The organism is Heliobacterium mobile (assembly GCF_009720735.1).
Lineage (GTDB): Bacteria > Bacillota > Desulfitobacteriia > Heliobacteriales > Heliobacteriaceae > Heliobacterium > Heliobacterium mobile.
On record NZ_WNKU01000011.1, the window covers coordinates 89,313 to 107,816 of the forward strand.

Consider the following 18,504-nt stretch of genomic DNA (forward strand, 5'->3'; position numbering starts at 1 on the left):
CCCGTCAGGCAGCTAGGCGATTTCTTTTTGCTTGCGCAGGTCTTCCAAGGCGTAACCCAGCTTGCGAATCGGACCTTGGAGCACGTTGACCAGGCCGACCAAGGGACCTTGAATTCCGGCCAGGACTTGAGCCAGCAGAACTTCCCGCGAAGGAAGATCGGCCAGGGCTTTGACTCCATTGGCATCGATGACTTTGCCGTCAACGACACCGCCTTTTACGGCGAAGTTTTTGTTTTTCGTGGTTTTGGCGAACTCAGTCAGGACTTTGGCCGGAGCAACAGCATCGGTCAATCCGAAGGCAATTGCGGTGGGGCCAGCCAGATATACATCCAGTCCTTGAATTCCCAGTTCAGCAGCAGCGATGCTTGTCAGTGTGTTTTTGCAGACTTTGAAGTCAACACCAGCTTCGCGGCATTTGTTACGCAGATCCGTAGCTTCTTTCACTGTCATGCCCCGGAAGTCGACCAGTACACAAGACTGGGCTTGACCGAGTTTTTCTTTGATTTCCACCAAGGACTCTGCTTTCACAGCTTTTGTGGTCATACGGGCTATTTCACCCCCTTTTTCGGGAAAAGCGGAAAAGCCTCCGCTTTCAACAGCAGAGGCTTCGACATGACAAATCAATCCCAACTGAGAAATAGAATATCTCTCACCGGTTTATCTCGGTCAAATCACCTCGGCAGGCGCTTGCGCCTTAAGCCGTAAGATTACGGCACCTGCTGTCTACAGCGAATCTTTTCAATTTCAAATTATCAGCACTATCTATCCTAATCAGTAGTCATCCACTTGTCAAGTTTAAAAACTACTGAGCTTGTACGGCATGGGGTTTGAGCGGGTTGATCCGCACACCAGGGCTCATGGTGGAAGACAAGGTAATGCTCTTGATGTACTGGCCTTTGGCAGCAGCCGGTTTCGCTTTGATCAGGGTGTCGAGCAGCACCTGATAGTTTTCCAGCAATTTCTCCGCATCAAAGGAAGCCTTTCCAATGGGAGCATGGATGATACCCGTCTTGTCAACGCGGTACTCGATCTTACCGGCTTTGATCTCTTGAATGGCGCGAGCCACGTCAAAAGTAACGGTGCCGGTTTTCGGGTTGGGCATAAGGCCTTTGGGACCGAGCACACGACCCAGTTTACCGACCATACCCATGACATCAGGAGTCGCGACGGCTACGTCGAAATCAAACCAGCCGCCTTGAATCTTTTCGACGAGGTCTTCCGCACCGACAAAATCAGCGCCAGCAGCCTCAGCTTCTTTGGCTTTGTCGCCTTTGGCGAAGACAGCCACTTTGCGGGTTTTACCGGTACCGTGGGGAAGGACAACAGCGCCGCGGATCATTTGATCGGCATGGCGGGGGTCAACACCCAGACGGAAAGCGGCTTCGATGGTTTCGTCAAACTTGGCCGTAGCCATTTTCTTGACGACTTCCACTGCTTCCGGAGCTTCTACAACCGTATCCCGGTCCACCATTTTGGCGTTTTCCAGGTACTTCTTACCGTGTTTTGGCATGATTTTTCCTCCTTGTGGTTATGGCGGATCCTAATGGCTCCTCCCACAATCTTTTCGACGGACCGACAGTGCGCTTAGATGATTTCGATACCCATGCTGCGAGCAGTGCCCTCAACCATGCGCATCGCTGCTTCTACGCTAGCTGCGTTCAGGTCTTTCATTTTCAGTTCAGCGATTTCTTTGACTTTGTCTTTCGATACTTTACCCACTTTTTTCTTGTTGGGGGTACCGGAAGCTGTCTCAACACCGGCGGCTTTTTTCAGCAGAACTGCTGCCGGAGGAGTCTTCGTGACAAAAGTGAAAGAACGGTCTTCGTAAACGGTGATCTCAACGGGAATGATCAGGCCTGCTTGGGAGGCCGTAGCTTCGTTGTACTGTTTACAGAAGGCCATAATATTAACCCCGTGCTGACCGAGAGCCGGACCAACTGGGGGAGCAGGGTTAGCTTTACCTGCAGGACATTGCAGTTTTACGACTGCGACAACTTTTTTTGCCATTGTATAATGCCACCTCCTTAACTTGATCTGTAGTAGTTTTATTGATTATGATAATTTTTCAACCTGTGCAAAATCAAGTTCCACAGGGGTTTCCCTGCCGAACATGGAAACAAGCACTTTTAGCTTGCCTTTTTCCGGTTGAATATCTTCGATAATCCCAATAAAATCTTGAAAGGGACCGGAGATGACGCGTACATTCTGCTTGACTTCAAAGTCGTGGCGTGTTTTCGCGTCTTCGAGACCCATCGATTTTAAGATGTAGGCCATCTCACCGGGTTGCAAGGGGATCGGCTTCGTTCCGGGGCCGACAAACCCTGTTACCCCTGGTGTATTCCGCACTACATACCAGGAATCATCGGTCATAATCATCTCAACGAGGACATAACCTGGAAATACTTTGCGCTTGGTGACTTTGCGCTTGCCGTTTTTGATCTCGACTTCATCTTCCATGGGAACAAGGATGCGAAAGATCTTGTCCTCCATGTTCATCGATTCTACCCGGCGTTCCAGGTTGGCTTTCACTTTGTTCTCGTAGCCGGAGTAGGTGTGTATTACATACCACTGTTTGTCCATGCTACTTGATCAACTGCCCTAAGGCGAGTCCCAATGCTTCATCCACCAAGAAAATCACGACACCGACGATGACGACAGATGCGATAACTACCCCGGTGTATGAGATTACCTGCTGGCGGGTAGGCCAATGAACTTTTTTCAGTTCATTTGCAACACCCTTGGCAAAGTCCTGGGATCGAGCCGACGAACTTTGAGCCGCTGCCGGCTTCTTGGCAGGTTCCTTGGTCGAGGCTCCTTTTGTCACCTTTTCGCTTTTCTCGACCTTTTCAGGCTTCTCCAGTTTCTTTGTTTCGCCCACAGGAACTCCCTTCCTTTTGACCGATTACCATCAAGGGCACCGCGGTCAACATATCGTCATCCACGGTCTGACTCTTGAGGGACAAAAACACCGTCAGAAGGTCTGTACTGCTTCAGTTAAGTAAAAACTACTTCGTTTCTTTATGAACCGTTTGGCTTTTGCACCACTTGCAGTATTTCTTCAGTTCAATCCGATCGGGATCGTTCTTTTTGTTTTTGTTGGTCATGTAATTACGGCGCTTGCATTCGGTGCAGGCCAGAGCAACTCCGACACGCATCTGCGACACCTCCCCTGCTTGATTAACAAAACCACCCAGTCGGGTGGTCCGAATTTACCCATTACCCAAATTACTTTAGCATAAGCAAATACGGAAGTCAACAACGTTCCCTGGTGCTTCTGCAACTTCCTGATTATGGGCGGAGAGGTATTCCTACACATTATGTCCCGGTTCCCCCGGAGATATAAGGGCAGCAGAAAAAAAACCACCCTGTACAGGGTGGTTTTACTTCGTCACATCGACGATTTCTTTGCTTAAAAAGCGAACGTCACGGTTCGGACTTTTTTCCTTAGCTCCGTTCGCCGCAGCGGCTCGTTCTTCATCGCGGTTTTCGAGGTACTTTTCCAGTTTGCGTTTGACCCGCTGCAGTGCATTATCGATGGATTTGACATGCCGCTTCAGATCGACAGCGATCTCCTGGTATGACTTGCCCTCCAGGTAAGACATCAAAACTTTCCATTCGAGCGAACTTAAGATTTCACCCATTTTTTCTTCAATATCATCAAACTCTTCCCGGCTGATGATCAATTCTTCGGGGTCAGTGATTTTCGTTCCCGAGATGACATCAAGCAGGGTGCGATCGGAATCTTCGTCGTATATGGGCTTATTCAGCGATACATAGGAGTTCAGGGGTATGTGCTTTTGCCGTGTCGCCGTCTTGATGGCCGTGATGATTTGACGAGTGATGCACAGTTCGGCAAAGGCGCGAAACGAAGAAAGTTTATCACACCGGAAGTCTCGAATCGCTTTGTAGAGTCCGATCATGCCTTCCTGGATGATATCTTCCCGGTCAGCCCCGATTAAAAAGTAGGAACGGGCTTTGGCACGAACGAAGTTCTTATATTTATTGATCAAGTATTCCAGGGCTTCTTCGTCGCCCTCTTTGGCCAGTTCTACGACTTCTTCGTCCACGAGTTGCTCAAAGTCGTCCAACAATTCTCTCTGGGCATTCACACTCACGCCTATCGCCCCCACCTATAGAGTTTCCCCGTAATATCACCGGTTGGTGTGAAGCCCTGTCCCACCTGGAACGGGTTGTCCCTTCGGAACATCCTCATTATACCCGAAGGAGTTTTTGACCGTCAAGGACTCGCCCCGGATCTAGCCACTTTTAGGACAAAAGACCCCGTCGCATCCGTTCCAGCTTCTGCCGAACATCTTCACTGATGCGGCTGTCTAAACTATTGTCCCCTTTGCTGTTCTCCGCCGCCGAGTCGGTCATTCGCCGCCGCTCACGGGTAGCTGTTTCCACTTGATGATATAGTTCTCGAACAGGCAAACGGCAGGCGCCTCTTCCTAAGGCCATGAACTGTTCCACGGCGTCACCCGTCGCCACCCATATGTTGGCTCTTTTGAGTCGCCCCAGCACTCGCTCTATGTACCGATCGGCCGTTTCATCCTCCCGGGTATAGACGACCTGAATCCCGGGCCTTTGTTCGACCCGTTCTACCCCTCCTTTGACGAGGTGGGCGTCAAAAACGATGATCACTTCCATCCCTTTTAACGCCCCATACTCGGCCAATGCATCGATCAAACGGTCGCGGGCGTGTTCAAAATTATGGGTACGCAGGCCGGCCAGGTTCGGCCATGCGTTGAGGGCGTTGTACCCGTCCACGATCAGGATGTCTTTCATAGAGCTATGCCCCTTATTGGGGAGTGCCGGTGCTCACCTGTTTCTGGCGTACCCGTTCGTACATCAGCAATGCCCCAGCCACGGAAGCGTTGAGAGAGCCCACCTGACCGCCCATGGGGATGGAGACCAGGAAGTCGCATGTATCGGCGAGCAGGCGGCTGATGCCTTTTCCCTCACTGCCGACGATCAATCCGATGGGTCCAGAGAAGTCCTGCATATAGAAGGGTTGGGGAGCCGATCCGTCACTGCCGACGATCCACAGACCGGCTTTCTTCAATTGGTCCACCGTCTGCACGAGGTTCGTCACCCGAGCGATAGACACATGTTCAACAGCGCCAGCGGACGCTTTGGCCACGGTGCTCGTAATCGGAACACCGCGCCGCTTCGGAATAATGACGCCGTGTACACCGGCGCTTTCCGCCGTCCTTAGCAGGGCGCCTACATTATGGGGATCTTCCAATCCGTCGAGGATCAAGATGAAAGGCGCTTCGCCGTTGGCTTTGGCCTTTTCCAGCATATCCTCAACGTCCACATATTTGATGGGAGCTACATGGGCGATTACACCCTGGTGATGACGAGCTTCCCGATCCAAAACAAGCCGTTCCACTTCGACGATAGGGATCTTCCGCTCTCGGGCGAGGGCGATGATCTCCCGGATGGAGCCTTCTCGCGTCCCTTTAGCGACGACGAGCTTGTTGATAGCACGGCCCGACTTCAATGCTTCCAATATGGGTTGCCGTCCGGCTAGCAGATCCTCCCGTTCTTCCACAGGAGGGAACTTCTTGTCTCCGTCTCTATTCATTCTACTTCGGTCCCACTTTCTTCATGCCCAGAGATTTTAATTTCCCGCAAGACATGGCCCCTTCCGGGCAAATTCCCTTCACCTCACAGGGAGCTCCAGCGCCGGCGAAGAGCCTCGGTGCCACCCGTCGGACTTCTTCGAGCATTTTTTCGGCCACCTGGCGAATCTCCCACTGGGCCCGCCGGCAGAGCCGGTGCTCGAAAAAATTGTATAAGCTACGCGTGTTGAAGGTGCATACGATGGCGGTCGTGCAGGCATTGGGCAGCACATAGCGGGCATCTTCCGGCGGGACGAGCGCCGTCAGTTCGGCGTAGGCGTCGGCGATCGTCTGCATCAGCCGGTCAAACTTGTCCCGCGCTTCCGGTTGCCGGGCGACGGACGGGGGCATGACGTAGTCAAAGTCATTTTCTCGAACATAGCGCTGTGACCGTTGGCTGTAACTGGCGATGCGGTGCCGGACCAACTGGTGGCTCATGGCACGGGAAATACCGCTGACCGAGAAGGTGAAACTGGCATGCTCTAGCGGCGACAGATGACCCATTGCCACTAGTTTGTCCAGTAAGGCCAACGCTCTTGCTTCGTTCATGCCTTCAAGCAGCGCCTGGGGATCATCGGGCGAGTAGCAGAGCCGGGCCGCCGCGGCAACGGTTCGCTCCGGTTCTGGGGTATGGGCGATGAGGCTGACTTCCATAAATTAATTGCTCCGTCCAAGTTGGTTTTCGTTGGTCGCTAAACCACTATTTATAATGCAAACTATTGTGCCTAACCGTGGGGGTGCATTGACTCCGCTCGCTAAGAGCTACGCGGCTGTTCGCTGAGTTGCTCCGCTAGCGCGCCAAAACCTCTGGGCATTTCTGCATGTGAACCGTGACGCGCTAAACCGCTTCGCAACCTGCGCTCACGACGCCGCTTCGCTCAAAACGCTCGCTCTGTCAACGCACCCCTAGGTTGTTCTATCTAGTTGCGTTTTTAGAGTTTGAGTTAAGCCATAACTATAGAAAATTAAACAAATTACGTCTTAACTAAATATTACCATTGACCAGGCACTTTTGCCACACTTATTGCCGATTATTCCCGAGCCGAGACTCGAAATATGTCTGGAGCAGTTCGAGCTTGTCCGGGCAGGTGAGGGTCCAGTAGCCGATCAAACACTCAAAGCCAGTGGCCAGTCGATAGGTGGCCACGTCGGTCGATTTGGGACAGCGGTTGGAGTTGGCGTTGCGGCCACGACGGACCCATTCCATCTCTTCTTCGGACAGTTGGGGCTCCAGCCAGCGCAGTAGTTCGACTTGGGAAGGAGCCCGGACGAGCTCAACAGCGAGCCGGTGCAGATCTTTGACTTTGACGAGGCCAGCGTCGATGAGAAAGCGGCGCACCCATAGCTCATAGGCGGCATCACCTAAGTAGGCCAGCGCCAAAGGAGAGGGTAGTTCAGCGGGGAGACGGTTTGTCCAGTCTTTATGGATGCCGCTCAACTTCAGCCCTTCTTCCAACGGGCCCCTTGGGGCGTGTCTTCGATGATGATCGCCAGCTCTTTTAAGCCGTCTCGAATCTTGTCGGCTGTGGCCCAGTCTTTTTTCTTGCGAGCTTCAGCACGAAGGCTGATCAACAAGTCCATCAGTCCGTCGACGAGGGAGTCATCGGCTGCTTCTGCCGTCTCTGACAGTTCAATTCCCATCACGCCGGATAGTTGATCAAACGTTTCCGCCACATGGCGGAGCAGTTGAAGATCCTCGGCCCCCAGGCCTTCCCCGCCGTGGAGAAAAGCGTTCGTCTCCCGGGCTAAGTCAAAGAGCAGCGATAGGGCGAGAGCCGTGTTGAAATCGTCGTCCATAGCTTCTCGGAAATCATTTTTCGTCTTTGTCCACTGGTCGGCCAGTTTCTCCCGCTGCGCTGCGGGACGATTATTGCCGCTTTGGCGAGCCGAGTCTTTCAGCGCCTCTTCCAGCAGGCGACGGCCCGTGCGCAAGCGTTGCAGGCCTTTTTGAGCGGCTTCGAGTTTGGTATCGTCAAAATCCAGGGGGCTGCGGTAATGGGTCGAGAGCAGGTAGAAACGAACCACGTCGCCGGAGAATTTTTTTAGGATTTGGCGAAGGGTGAAAAAGTTCCCTAAGGACTTGGACATCTTTTCCTGGTTGACGGTGATGAAGCCGTTGTGCAGCCAGTAGCGGGCCATCGGTGCGGTACTGGTGCAAGCTTCTGATTGAGCGATTTCGTTTTCGTGGTGGGGGAAGATGAGATCCTGCCCGCCGCCATGGATGTCGAAGGTGTCACCCAAATACTTCTGCGACATGGCCGAGCACTCGATATGCCAGCCGGGACGGCCTTTGCCCCAGGGACTGTCCCAGGAAGGTTCGCCAGGCTTCACTTTTTTCCAAAGGGCGAAATCCATGGGATGGCGTTTGCGTTCGTCCACTTCCACGCGGGCACCGGCCTGCATATCTTCTTGGGAACGGCCGGACAGCTTCCCATAGTCTTTGAAACTAGGGATGGAGAAGTAGACATCGCCTTCCATTTCATAGGCATGACCTTTTTCCTCGAGCCTGCGAATCATGGCGATGATATCGCCCATATGGGTGCTCACCTTGGGGTGAACCGTAGCCGGCCGCACGTTCAGTGCTTTGGCGTCTTGAAAATACTCTTCCACGAAGCGGGCTGCCAGTTGTATCGGATCTTCCCCGACCTCATTGGCCCGATTGATGATCTTGTCATCGATATCGGTAAAGTTTTGAATATAGTCGACTTCATACCCTGTATACTCCAGGTAGCGGCGAACCGTATCGAAAACGACTAGGGGCCGGGCATTGCCTAGGTGGATATAATCGTAGGTCGTCGGTCCGCACACATACATGCCGACCTTGCCCGCTTTAAGCGGAACAAACGTTTCTTTCTCCCGCTTCAACGTGTTGTACACTTTGAGAGTCACTCGTATTTCCCTCCAATTGAGCGATGCGTTCCTCCAGATGGGAGATCTTCCGCTGCATACAGAAGAGCATCTCCGCAACTGGGTCAGGCAGATGATTATGGTCTAGATCGATAGGGTTGCGGTCTTTCACGTTGACACCGTCACGGATGACGATTCGTCCCGGCACACCGACGACAGTGCAGTTCGGCGGGACCGGTTTGAGCACGACTGAACCGGCACCGATTTTCACATTGTCACCGATGGTCATGGAGCCCAAAACCTTGGCGCCCGACGATACGACCACGTTGTTGCCGATGGTGGGGTGGCGCTTGCCTTTTTCCTTCCCCGTTCCACCTAAGGTCACGCCTTGATAGATGGTGACATTATCGCCCACTTCCGCCGTCTCCCCAATGACGACACCGGTGCCGTGATCGATGAACAGCCCTTCTCCGATCTTCGCACCGGGGTGAATCTCGATACCCGTGACAAAGCGGCTAACCTGCGAGATGAACCGGGCCAATACAGGCCATTTTTTCTTATAGAGCCAGTGTGCGACGCGGTGGATTAAAATCGCGTGAAATCCCGGATAACAGAGGATGACCTCCCATACGGATTTTACTGCGGGATCTCGCTCAAATACCACCTGAATGTCTCTGCGGATACGACCCAGCATGTGTCAGTCCCCCCTGTCAATCTTGAAAAATATAAAAACCCTCCACCTCTGTCTTAGGACAGAGGCGAAGGGTCTTTCGCGGTTCCACTCTGCTTGACGCACAAGCGCCAACTCGTCCGGCGCGCCCCGTTACAGGCGTTCCGAAGGCGGATAACGGGGCCAATCCGGCCGGATTTACACATGGTCGTCACCATGGTTCAATCGGGCGATTCCCGGGCGCACAGACACCGCTGTTCACCCCGGTCGCTTCCAGCCAACGGCGACCTTCTCTGGTGGGGATCTACGATGGTTCCTCCCGATCTTCATCGGTATCTTTGTTCAGTTATCTCGATTATGGCCTATTATACGTTTTTTCCGAAAGCGGTGTCAATGTGACTTGTCACAGCGACAAGTCCAACTGGGCCGCCGAATGGCGAACCCGGGCGACGACCGATTCCCGGCCGAGCGCGGCAATGATGTAGTTGAGATCAGGACCATGCTGTTGGCCCGTCAAAGCGATACGAATGGGCATAAAGACTTTCTTTCCGCCTTGCTTCGTCTCCTTGGTGACTTCCTTCAGCAGCGCTTTTACCGAATCAGGCTCAATCGCCCGGCCATCGGTGATTTTCTGCAAAAAGGCGTTCAACACCAGAGGTACCTGCTCTTCTGCCAAGACCGCCTTGGCTTCATCGCTCTCGAAGGTCACTTCATCCCCGAAGAAGAGCGGAGCAAAATCGGCGACTTGCGCCATGTAGGATATTTTCTCCTGAACGGCCTGCATCATCCACCGGACTTTTTGCTTCTGCCCATCATCAAGCGCCTCCGCCAGATAACCCGCTTCCCGAAGGTGCGGCAGAGCTAATTCGATCAAGCGGTCGATCTCTGCTTTGCGGATGTAGACGCCATTGATGTAGTTTAGTTTATCCGAATCAAAGACAGCGGGGTTTTTCGCCACCCGGTCGAGGGAAAAGCGGCTGATCAACTCATCCAAGGTGAAGATCTCTTCTTCCCCTTCCGGAGACCACCCTAGCAGCACGAGGAAGTTCACCAGTGCCTCAGGAAGATACCCTTGAGACTGGTAAGCCACGACGGAGGTGGAACCGTGGCGCTTGCTCATCTTGGTGCGGTCTTTGCCGAGGATCAACGATACATGGGCGAATTTCGGACGGGACAATCCCAGCGCATCATAAATTAAAAGCTGCCGAGGTGTATTGGAGAGATGCTCCTCGCCCCGGATAACATGGGTGATATCCATCGATGCATCGTCGAGGACGACGGCGAAGTTATAGGTCGGAATACCGTCCGACTTGACGATGATAAAGTCACCGATACCGGCACAGTCGAAGCTGACTTGACCGCGTACCAGGTCATCGACGGTGACAGCACCTTCATCAGGCACTCGGAAACGAATGACGGGCTTCCGTCCTTCCGCTTGATAGCGGGCTTCATCTTCCGGGCTGAGGCAGCGGCAATTACCAGCGTAGCGAGGCATCTCCCCTTTATCGATAAACGCCTGCCGCTGGGCTTCCAGTTCTTCTTCCGAACAATAGCAGCGATACGCTTGTCCCGATGCCAGCAGCTTCTCGGCCGCCTCTGTGTAGATGGAAAGACGTTCCGTCTGCCGGTATGGGGCATGAGGTCCGCCGACGCGGATGCCTTCATCCCAGGTGATGCCGAGCCACTCTAAAGAGTCAAGAATGTTCTTCTCGCTCTCTAGGCTCGAGCGTTCTAGGTCGGTATCTTCAATCCGGACGATGAACTGTCCGCCAAAGCGGCGAGCCAGCAAAAAGTTAAACAGGGCTGAACGGGCACCGCCGATATGCAGCGGACCTGTGGGGCTGGGGGCGAAACGAACGCGGACGTTTTGCACGAGGTCATGCTCCTTTTCTCTGTTTATGTAAAAACTCGTCCACAGAACAAGCGAAAGTACCTAGTTTTTGACTACGGTAGCCACGGCATAAGTTGCGATCCCTTCACCGGTGCCGGTAAAACCAAGCCCCTCTGTCGTGGTAGCTTTCACATTGATCCGATCCACCGGGATACCTAAAGCCTGACTGATCTTTTGTTGCATGGCCGGAATGAACGGCGCCAGCTTGGGGCGCTGAGCCACGATGGTCGCATCGATGTTGACGACGGTCCAGCCCCGCTCTTTGAGCTTACCATCGACGGCTTCTAAAAGCAGGATGCTGGAAATCCCTTTGTAGGTCGGATCGTTATCGGGGAAATGACGGCCGATATCGCCCATGGAGGCGGCGCCAAGCAGGGCATCCTTGATCGCATGGAGTAGCACATCGGCATCGGAGTGACCGAGCAGCCCTTTTTCATAGGGCACGTCGACACCACCGAGGATGAGTTTCCGTCCTTCTACCAGCTTATGCACATCATATCCCATACCGGTACACACCCGAAGCAGCCATTGCAGCGGATCCGATGAAAGCTCCATCGCCCGTTCCTGGGCTGCCGCAGCTTCGCCAACCGCAGCGTCCGATTGCTTTTGCCTCCGCTTGATGATGGCTTCCGCCAGCACCATGTCTTCGGGCGTGGTCAACTTGACGTTTTCGTACTCCCCTTCGACGAGATAGACGGGATAGCCGGCCATCTCCATGACCATGGCATCATCGGTGGGAATGCCGCGATAGCCCCGGGAACGAGACTCCTTTAGATGGTCATAAGCATGAAGGAGATCTTTTACGGCGAAGACTTGCGGTGTTTGGACAGCGTACATACCGGAACGTTCCGGTGTTTCGATCACTTTGCCGTCGGCTGATACTTTTTTGATCGTATCCTTGACCGGCACAGCGACGACAGCGGATCGGCAAGCCGCTACCTTTTGGATACATCTGGTAAGCAAGGCGGGCGTGAAAAGGGGCCGTGCGCCATCATGCACGGCCACCCATTTACATGCTTTCTCACCCAAAGCTTTAAGCCCTTGCTGTACCGAATCCATTCGCTCTTCGCCGCCCTCGACGACCCGGATGCGTTCCGCCCAGCCGTTCCCTTCCACCAACCCCTGCATGTAGGCTATGTCCTCTCGGCTGGTCACCAAGAGGATCGGCTGAAAGTGAGCCGGATGGTTCACAAAACCCTGCAGCGTCCACCAGATGATCGGTTTGCCTGCCAAGGGTAAGAGAACTTTGTTCTTGTCGGCACCCATGCGCTTGCCGCGCCCGGCGGCGACGATAATGGCTGCACAGCACCCATTAGACAATTGCATTCACCTCATTCAAGGTCGGAGAAGGCGAAGACGTGGTCGCCTTTTTTCCATCACCAGCTTTGGGTTTGGCAAAGATCATACGGCCTGCCGCCGTTTGCAGCACCGACGTCACCAAGACGGTAATCATCTGACCGATAAAGCGTTTGCCACCATCGACGACGATCATCGTGCCGTCATCCAGGTAGGCTACACCTTGGCCTAATTCCTTCCCATCCTTGATCACCTGTACGGTCATCTCTTCGCCCGGCAGAACGACCGGCTTGACGGCGTTGGCCAATTCGTTGATATTGAGAACCTTGACCCCCTGCAGTTCGGCCACTTTGTTTAAGTTATAATCGTTCGTGACGATCTGTCCGCCCACTTCCCGGCAGAGCCGGACCAGTTTGGAGTCGACTTCGGCCAAGTCATCATAGTCGCGCTGGTCAATCTGGACGACGACATCCAATTCCTTGCGGATCTTATTGAGTATATCCAAGCCCCGCCGACCGCGGTTGCGTTTCAGCAAATCTGACGAATCGGCAATATGCTGCAATTCCTCGAGCACAAAGGCCGGAATGACCAACGTACCGTCAATAAAACCGCTTTTGCAGATATCGGCAATCCGTCCGTCGATGATGACGCTCGTATCAAGGACCTTGAGAGAGGGGTTTTTCGGGGGATCCCCTTTCGGTTGGCTTCGTTCCTTCCCACCGAGCCGGGGAATGACACTCAATACTTCCTCACGCTTTTTGACACCGACACGCATACCGACATATCCTAAGATAGCCGCCACAAAAATGGAGATATAACGACCCAAACCAGGAATCTCAGAAATGGGAGACACCAACAGGTTGGCAATGAAAAGGCCAACGATAAGTCCAAAGGCCCCGCCGATCAATTCTTGCGTGGGAGTTCGTTGCAGTCTGTTTTCCAACCAACCGGTCAGAACGACGACTCGCTTCATCAATGGGGGGGCAATAAAAAAGCCAAACAAACCGGGAAGCATCGTAACTATGGCCAAGAAGGAATGCTTCGCTGGGTAAGAGGAAAGGTCAAAAACGCGGTTCGCCCCGGAAATTAACGAATACCCAAAGGAAAAGCCTGCAGCGGCAAAAGCCAGCGCAATGGCGTATCTCATGATATTCCTAAGCATCCAATCACCTCCTTTTCTAATATTTTTGCTAAGTTTCATTAACATTATACGGGAAAAACATATGTCCTGGCAAGAAGATGGGTTTTTTTAGAACTTTTTTCGTTAAATTTCCTTAAACAATGTAAAAAGCCCGCATGACCTGTCTATTTTAGGCCAGTACCCGGGCCAAAAGATCTTCAATCTGCGCCGGTTGAGAGTCGAAGGCCAGGACGAGCTCACTGATCAGGATCTGTTTCGCATTTTCCAGCATTCGCCGTTCACCGGTGGACAAGCCTTTATCTTGGTTGCGGTGAACCAGGTTGCGTACTACCTCAGCGACTGCCAAGATGTCGCCACTCTTCATTTTATCGAGATTGGCCCGGTAGCGGTGATGCCAGTTGTTCGAGGCGGTGCTTCGTTTCTGCTGCAAGACTTCCATCACCTGGGAGATCCCCTCTTCGTCAGCCACCTGCCGCAACCCGATATCGTCGGTATTGCCGATGGGGACCATGATCCGCATATCGCCGATGGAAAGCTTCATCACGTAATACTTCCGTTTCTTGCCTAGGACCTCTTTCTCTTCAATCGCCTCGATGACACCTGCACCGTGCATGGGATAGACCACTTTATCGCCGATGGAAAACACGGGATCCCTCCTTTGCCATCAAACCCAAAATTCGAATTTTATCCGACATTAGGTTGGCTTAAGTGCCATCTTTCCCCATCCCCCTTTGATTGACAATCGCTGGCGGACCCCGCTATAATGGGGGCAAACATCCGGTTGGGAAAGGACGGGAGCATTGGAGCATGAAAGACTTGGCGTGCGAACAGTTTCAGGATACGGTATCCCAATTTTTAATCCGTCATCAAAGTATCTTGGACATACTCTCCAAGTCTCAGGAATCCAATGCCCGGGTAAACCGGGCGGTCGTAAAAGCCGTGACCAATTGCGGCTGTGTGAAGATAAAAGCGGAAAAGCATGATATTCCACCTGAGGCTACCCTTGCAGATCTGAAAACCCTGTTGAGCACTCATTTGGAAGGCGAACTTTGCCCCAACTGCCGCGATATCATCGTCGGTGAGATGGGAAAATCGCTCTTCTATATGACAGCCCTATGCCATAGCTTAGGTTTAAACTTGTCAGATGTACTGCAACAGGAAAACGAGAAGGTATCCACGTTAAGAGTATTCAATTTCACTTGACCTCATGACTTGCACGCGGTCGGCTCATTGCCGGTCGCTTTTTTATTGCCTTTTTAGGGCTTTAGGGAAATCGAATGAAGTGACTGGCACCCGCGCAAACTGAAACCATCATACTGCCCAAGGAAGGGATTTAGCTTGCAAACAGACCAGTCATCATCAGGCAACCAACCGGGCATTCCCATAGGGGCTGCACCCGTCATGATCTATCCCCCCATGACGGATCCGGCCTATTGGGCAAAGCCGTCACCACCGACAGGCTTTCAAAGCTCTGCCCCATCGTCATCCCAACAAAGGCAACCGCAGAATCAAGGGCAGAGTCATCAAGGTCAACAAGGGAGCGGCAACCGGCAGCAGAATTCTGGACCGAATTCAAGGCAAGGCTCAAGTCAAAAGCAGAATGCCAAACAAAAGGACAATCCCCAAGGACAAAGTCAAGGACAAGGGCAACCGGATTCGGAAAACAACTCCGGTGGAAACCAAAATCAACAGAACGCTTCCCAGGACGGGGGACAACAGCAACAGGGGCAATTGGGAGCGACGGCACCTCCCGGCTATTACGGCTATCCCTACATGCGACCAGCTTCGCCCTATCCCTCTTATCCACCACCGATGTACGGCGCACCGCCAGCCATGCTTCCGCAAGTCAACCTGGCCGTTCCGCCGATGACAGACAAGGACTTATTGCTCATCGTTGACCTGATGGCTCATGAAATGAACGTCGCTAAAAAGAGCCGTTCCTTCGCTCAGACCTGTGGCAACAGTCAAGTCAAATCGGCACTGGAGAGAATCAGCCAGATGCACCAGCGCCATTGTAAGATGCTGCTTCAGCACTGCCAATCGGGCGGGATTCCGACAACCATGTGGTCATAAAGGAGGCACTCACAATGGCCGGCGCCATGAAAATGCGCAAAACCGCCCGGCAGCAAGGCGGCCGCGACAACCCATCGCCGTCGAATCAAGATGGTCAACCTTCTGGCGGTAACCAGCAGGATTCGTCAAGTTTTCTGAGTGATCAAGAGATGCTCTGGGACATCATCAATACGGAAAAACATTTGGCCCATATGTACAACGTAGCCGCCTTGGAAGCGGGCCAAGTGACACTCTATCAGGACCTGATGGTCTGTTTGAATGAAACGCAAGCCAGCCAGCGCGAACTCTTTCATATCATGCTGCAACAGGGCTGGTATCACCTGCACCCCGCCGACAGTTGGCAGCTTCAACAGGTTTATCAACAGTTTCACGGCATGATGGAGCAACTTTCATCGCCCTCACCATCGGGCTCCGAGTCGTCCGGCGGCGGTTCAAACAGCGGAGCAAATAATAACGGAGGCGACTCTGCCGGGAGCAACAGCTGAACTATAAATGCCCGTCCAGCAACACCTGCTCCCGCATCCGGCGAAGGCCTTCCCTGATCGCCCGCGCCCGCACCTCACCGATCCCTTCCACTTCATCGAGTTCTTCGATGGTCGCGCGGTTGATGTTCTGCAAGCTGCCAAAGGTGGCTACGAGGTTTTCCACGACCGCATAGGGAAGACGGGGAATTTGGGACAGGATCCGGTAGCCCCGGGGGGAAATAGACATATCGAGTACGCCTAAGCCGCTTCCGTAGCCTAAAATCTTGGCGATGGGGATCAAATCGGGCGTATCATGACAAGAATGGCGAATTTCCTCCCGGATTTGGCTAACGGCACGGTTTTCCGTGGTCCGGTAATCTTCAATGACCATCCGTCCCCGTTCTTCTACATTGTCCACCAGTTCAGCCAACTGCATGCTGACGAGCCGGCCTTCGTTACCCAGTTCGCAGATGTACTGCTGCATCTCCAAGTACATACGGGAGAACATCTCGATCCGCTGTAGGATTTTCGCCACATCGAAAACAGTCACCAACTCTTGAAACTCCAGTGCCGTCAGCGTGACGAGCGCTTTGTCGATGACCACCTTGTATTTTTCTAAAGTCTGCAGACCTTGATTGGCTTTCGTCAAAATCGTGGCGATGTCCCGCAAGCTGTAGCGGATCATCCCCTGATAGATCGTAATGATTCCCCGGCGCTGCGAGATGGAGATGACGATTTCTCCTGTCTGGCGGGCCACCCGCTCGGCTGTCCGGTGGCGAATGCCCGTTTCACTCGAGGGAATCGACGCATCCGGCACGAGTTGCGTGTTGGCGTATAAGATCCGGGTAGCGTCATGATTGAGGACGATGGCCCCGTCCATCTTGGCAAGTTCATAGAGAGCCGCCGATGAGTAAGGGCAGTTGATCAAAAATCCTCCTTCGACGAGATCCAGCACCTGAGGGCTGTCACCGATGACGATGAGCCCCCCTGTCTTCGCCCGCAGGATGTTCTCCATCCCCTCCCGCAGGGGCGTGCCGGGTGCAAGAAACCGCAAGGCTCGAAATAATTTTTCATCGGTTTCTTTAACCATCTTTATCCTCCCAACACGGCAGCAAGGGCTTCATCGACCGTCTCTACCGCGATCACTTCCATACCCGTTTCTTCTCTCAAGTATTTCCTGTTTTGTTTCGGACAAACACACCGGGAAAAGCCTAATTTGACCGATTCATTGATTCGTTTTTCCAGATGAGTGACAGCCCGCACCTCTCCGGTCAAACCGACTTCTCCGATGACGACCACTTCCGGGTCGGCGGGCCGGTTGCGCCAACTGGAGGCGATGGCCGTCACCACCGCCAAGTCAGAGGCCGGCTCAGCCAGCTTCAACCCGCCCGCTACATTCACATAGATATCCTGTTGACCTAAGTGAAGTCCCACTTTTTTATCCAACACGGCCGCCAAGAGCACGGTCCGGTTGTAATCCATCCCTGTGGCCATGCGGCGAGGCTGGCCGAAGGTGGTTGGCGTCACGAGGGCCTGCACCTCGACGAGGACGGGGCGAGTCCCCTCCATACAAGGAACGACGACAGAACCGGACACCCCTTGGGTCCGTTCGGCCAGGAAAAAGGCCGACGGGTTCGGCACTTCTACCATGCCTTGACCGAGCATCTCGAAGATCCCCAGTTCGTTCGTGGAGCCAAAGCGGTTTTTCACCCCCCGCAGCACCCGGTAAAGGTAGTGTCGCTCCCCTTCCAGGTAGAGGACGGCGTCCACCATATGTTCCAACAGGCGGGGACCGGCGATGGCGCCGTCTTTGGTCACATGACCAACCAGAGTCATCGCCACCGGCAAATCCTTGGCCAATCGGAGCAGTTGGCCCGTACACTCCCGAACCTGAGCCACATTCCCGGGAGCTGAACCGATTTCATCCCAGTACATGGTCTGAATCGAATCGATGATCACCCAAACCGGTTTGCACTCCCGGATCGAATCACAAATCGTCTGGATGTTTGTCTCTGCCAGGAGGTAGAGTTCCACCCCTTGCACCCCGAGCCGGGCGGCTCGAAGCTTGATCTGCTGCACCGATTCTTCGCCGGACACGTATAGGACCCTGCCGCCGTTGTCGGCGATTTTCTGGGCCGCCTGCAACAACAGCGTCGATTTTCCGATCCCCGGATCACCGGCCAGCAGTGTTAAGGAACCGGCCACGAGCCCTCCGCCGAGGACCCGATCCAATTCGGAGATGCCCGTCGATAACCGGATGTTCTCTGTGACCTCTGCTTTATCCACATGAACCACAGCACCGTTGGCCGCAGCGCCATATCGCTGGCTCAGCGCACCATCGCCGCTCGACTTCGCTATCCGCTCTTCCACTAAGCTGTTCCAAGCACCACAGCCAGAACAGCGCCCCATCCACTTTAACGACTCTTGACCACATTCGCTGCAAAAGAATCGCGTTTTGGCTTTTGCCATGGACAACGTACCTTTCCTACAAAGAT

At 53.6% G+C, this 18,504-nt stretch carries 22 protein-coding genes and 1 other annotated feature; of the genes, 3 read left to right on the forward strand and 19 right to left on the reverse strand.

Going from position 1 to position 18,504, the window contains the following annotated elements:
* Positions 1-12: 12 nt before the first annotated feature.
* The 17 genes from rplJ to GJ688_RS11000 form a co-directional block, all read right to left on the reverse strand.
* Positions 13-543, reverse strand: a complete 531-nt coding sequence (gene rplJ / locus GJ688_RS10915) for a 50S ribosomal protein L10 (RefSeq protein WP_155476582.1) — start codon at positions 541-543, stop codon at positions 13-15.
* A 24-nt stretch (positions 544-567) separates the two neighbouring features.
* Positions 568-747, reverse strand: a sequence feature (ribosomal protein L10 leader region).
* A 55-nt stretch (positions 748-802) separates the two neighbouring features.
* Positions 803-1,510, reverse strand: a complete 708-nt coding sequence (gene rplA / locus GJ688_RS10920) for a 50S ribosomal protein L1 (protein ID WP_155476583.1) — start codon at positions 1,508-1,510, stop codon at positions 803-805.
* Positions 1,511-1,584: 74 nt separating this feature from the next.
* A complete protein-coding gene (gene rplK, locus GJ688_RS10925) occupies positions 1,585-2,007 on the reverse strand; it encodes a 50S ribosomal protein L11 (RefSeq protein WP_155476584.1) in 423 nt (140 codons plus the stop codon).
* A 45-nt stretch (positions 2,008-2,052) separates the two neighbouring features.
* Positions 2,053-2,580 carry a transcription termination/antitermination protein NusG gene (gene nusG / locus GJ688_RS10930; RefSeq protein WP_155476585.1) on the reverse strand — a complete coding sequence of 176 codons (528 nt, stop codon included), beginning with the start codon at positions 2,578-2,580 and terminating at the stop codon, positions 2,053-2,055.
* 1 nt (position 2,581) lies between these two features.
* A complete protein-coding gene (gene secE, locus GJ688_RS21030) occupies positions 2,582-2,878 on the reverse strand; it encodes a preprotein translocase subunit SecE (RefSeq protein WP_328597355.1) in 297 nt (98 codons plus the stop codon).
* A 127-nt stretch (positions 2,879-3,005) separates the two neighbouring features.
* Positions 3,006-3,155 (reverse strand): 50S ribosomal protein L33, encoded by a 150-nt coding sequence (gene rpmG, locus GJ688_RS10940; protein WP_155476586.1) that lies wholly within the window; start codon positions 3,153-3,155, stop codon positions 3,006-3,008.
* 225 nt (positions 3,156-3,380) lie between these two features.
* Positions 3,381-4,115, reverse strand: a complete 735-nt coding sequence (gene sigH / locus GJ688_RS10945; protein WP_328597356.1) for an RNA polymerase sporulation sigma factor SigH — start codon at positions 4,113-4,115, stop codon at positions 3,381-3,383.
* Between the two features lie 151 nt (positions 4,116-4,266).
* Positions 4,267-4,788, reverse strand: coding sequence for an NYN domain-containing protein (locus GJ688_RS10950; RefSeq protein ID WP_155476587.1), 522 nt, complete (start codon positions 4,786-4,788; stop codon positions 4,267-4,269).
* A gap of 13 nt (positions 4,789-4,801) precedes the next feature.
* Positions 4,802-5,590 carry a 23S rRNA (guanosine(2251)-2'-O)-methyltransferase RlmB gene (gene rlmB, locus GJ688_RS10955; protein WP_155476588.1) on the reverse strand — a complete coding sequence of 263 codons (789 nt, stop codon included), beginning with the start codon at positions 5,588-5,590 and terminating at the stop codon, positions 4,802-4,804.
* Between the two features lies 1 nt (position 5,591).
* Complete coding sequence (gene thyX, locus GJ688_RS10960; RefSeq protein WP_155476589.1) at positions 5,592-6,281, reverse strand: FAD-dependent thymidylate synthase; 690 nt, start codon at positions 6,279-6,281, stop codon at positions 5,592-5,594.
* 367 nt (positions 6,282-6,648) lie between these two features.
* Entirely contained in the window at positions 6,649-7,065 is a 417-nt protein-coding gene (locus GJ688_RS10965) for a Mini-ribonuclease 3 (protein ID WP_155476590.1), read from the reverse strand.
* 2 nt (positions 7,066-7,067) lie between these two features.
* Complete coding sequence (gene cysS / locus GJ688_RS10970; protein ID WP_170291884.1) at positions 7,068-8,516, reverse strand: cysteine--tRNA ligase; 1,449 nt, start codon at positions 8,514-8,516, stop codon at positions 7,068-7,070.
* Complete coding sequence (gene cysE / locus GJ688_RS10975; protein ID WP_170291885.1) at positions 8,458-9,168, reverse strand: serine O-acetyltransferase; 711 nt, start codon at positions 9,166-9,168, stop codon at positions 8,458-8,460. The genes cysS and cysE overlap by 59 nt, the downstream gene beginning before the upstream one ends.
* Positions 9,169-9,547: 379 nt before the next feature.
* Positions 9,548-11,017, reverse strand: coding sequence for a glutamate--tRNA ligase (gltX, locus tag GJ688_RS10985; RefSeq protein ID WP_328597357.1), 1,470 nt, complete (start codon positions 11,015-11,017; stop codon positions 9,548-9,550).
* Between the two features lie 60 nt (positions 11,018-11,077).
* Positions 11,078-12,355: a 2-C-methyl-D-erythritol 4-phosphate cytidylyltransferase gene (gene ispD / locus GJ688_RS21340; RefSeq protein ID WP_328597358.1), complete on the reverse strand. Its 1,278-nt coding sequence runs from the start codon at positions 12,353-12,355 to the stop codon at positions 11,078-11,080.
* Positions 12,348-13,493, reverse strand: a complete 1,146-nt coding sequence (locus GJ688_RS10995; protein ID WP_155476595.1) for a PIN/TRAM domain-containing protein — start codon at positions 13,491-13,493, stop codon at positions 12,348-12,350. The genes ispD and GJ688_RS10995 overlap by 8 nt, the downstream gene beginning before the upstream one ends.
* A gap of 148 nt (positions 13,494-13,641) precedes the next feature.
* A complete protein-coding gene (locus tag GJ688_RS11000) occupies positions 13,642-14,118 on the reverse strand; it encodes a CarD family transcriptional regulator (protein WP_170291886.1) in 477 nt (158 codons plus the stop codon).
* A gap of 161 nt (positions 14,119-14,279) precedes the next feature.
* Between GJ688_RS11000 and GJ688_RS11005 the strand changes: the two genes are divergently transcribed.
* From GJ688_RS11005 to GJ688_RS11015, 3 genes are all read left to right on the forward strand, one after another.
* A complete protein-coding gene (locus GJ688_RS11005; protein ID WP_155476596.1) occupies positions 14,280-14,675 on the forward strand; it encodes a nucleoside triphosphate pyrophosphohydrolase family protein in 396 nt (131 codons plus the stop codon).
* A gap of 135 nt (positions 14,676-14,810) precedes the next feature.
* A complete protein-coding gene (locus GJ688_RS11010) occupies positions 14,811-15,545 on the forward strand; it encodes a hypothetical protein (protein WP_155476597.1) in 735 nt (244 codons plus the stop codon).
* 14 nt (positions 15,546-15,559) lie between these two features.
* Positions 15,560-16,030: a spore coat protein gene (locus GJ688_RS11015; protein WP_155476598.1), complete on the forward strand. Its 471-nt coding sequence runs from the start codon at positions 15,560-15,562 to the stop codon at positions 16,028-16,030.
* Between the two features lies 1 nt (position 16,031).
* Here GJ688_RS11015 and disA read toward each other — a convergent pair whose 3' ends face one another.
* Positions 16,032-17,099 (reverse strand): DNA integrity scanning diadenylate cyclase DisA, encoded by a 1,068-nt coding sequence (disA, locus tag GJ688_RS11020; protein WP_155476599.1) that lies wholly within the window; start codon positions 17,097-17,099, stop codon positions 16,032-16,034.
* A 2-nt stretch (positions 17,100-17,101) separates the two neighbouring features.
* Complete coding sequence (gene radA / locus GJ688_RS11025; protein WP_155476600.1) at positions 17,102-18,478, reverse strand: DNA repair protein RadA; 1,377 nt, start codon at positions 18,476-18,478, stop codon at positions 17,102-17,104.
* Between the last annotated feature and the right edge of the window lie 26 nt (positions 18,479-18,504).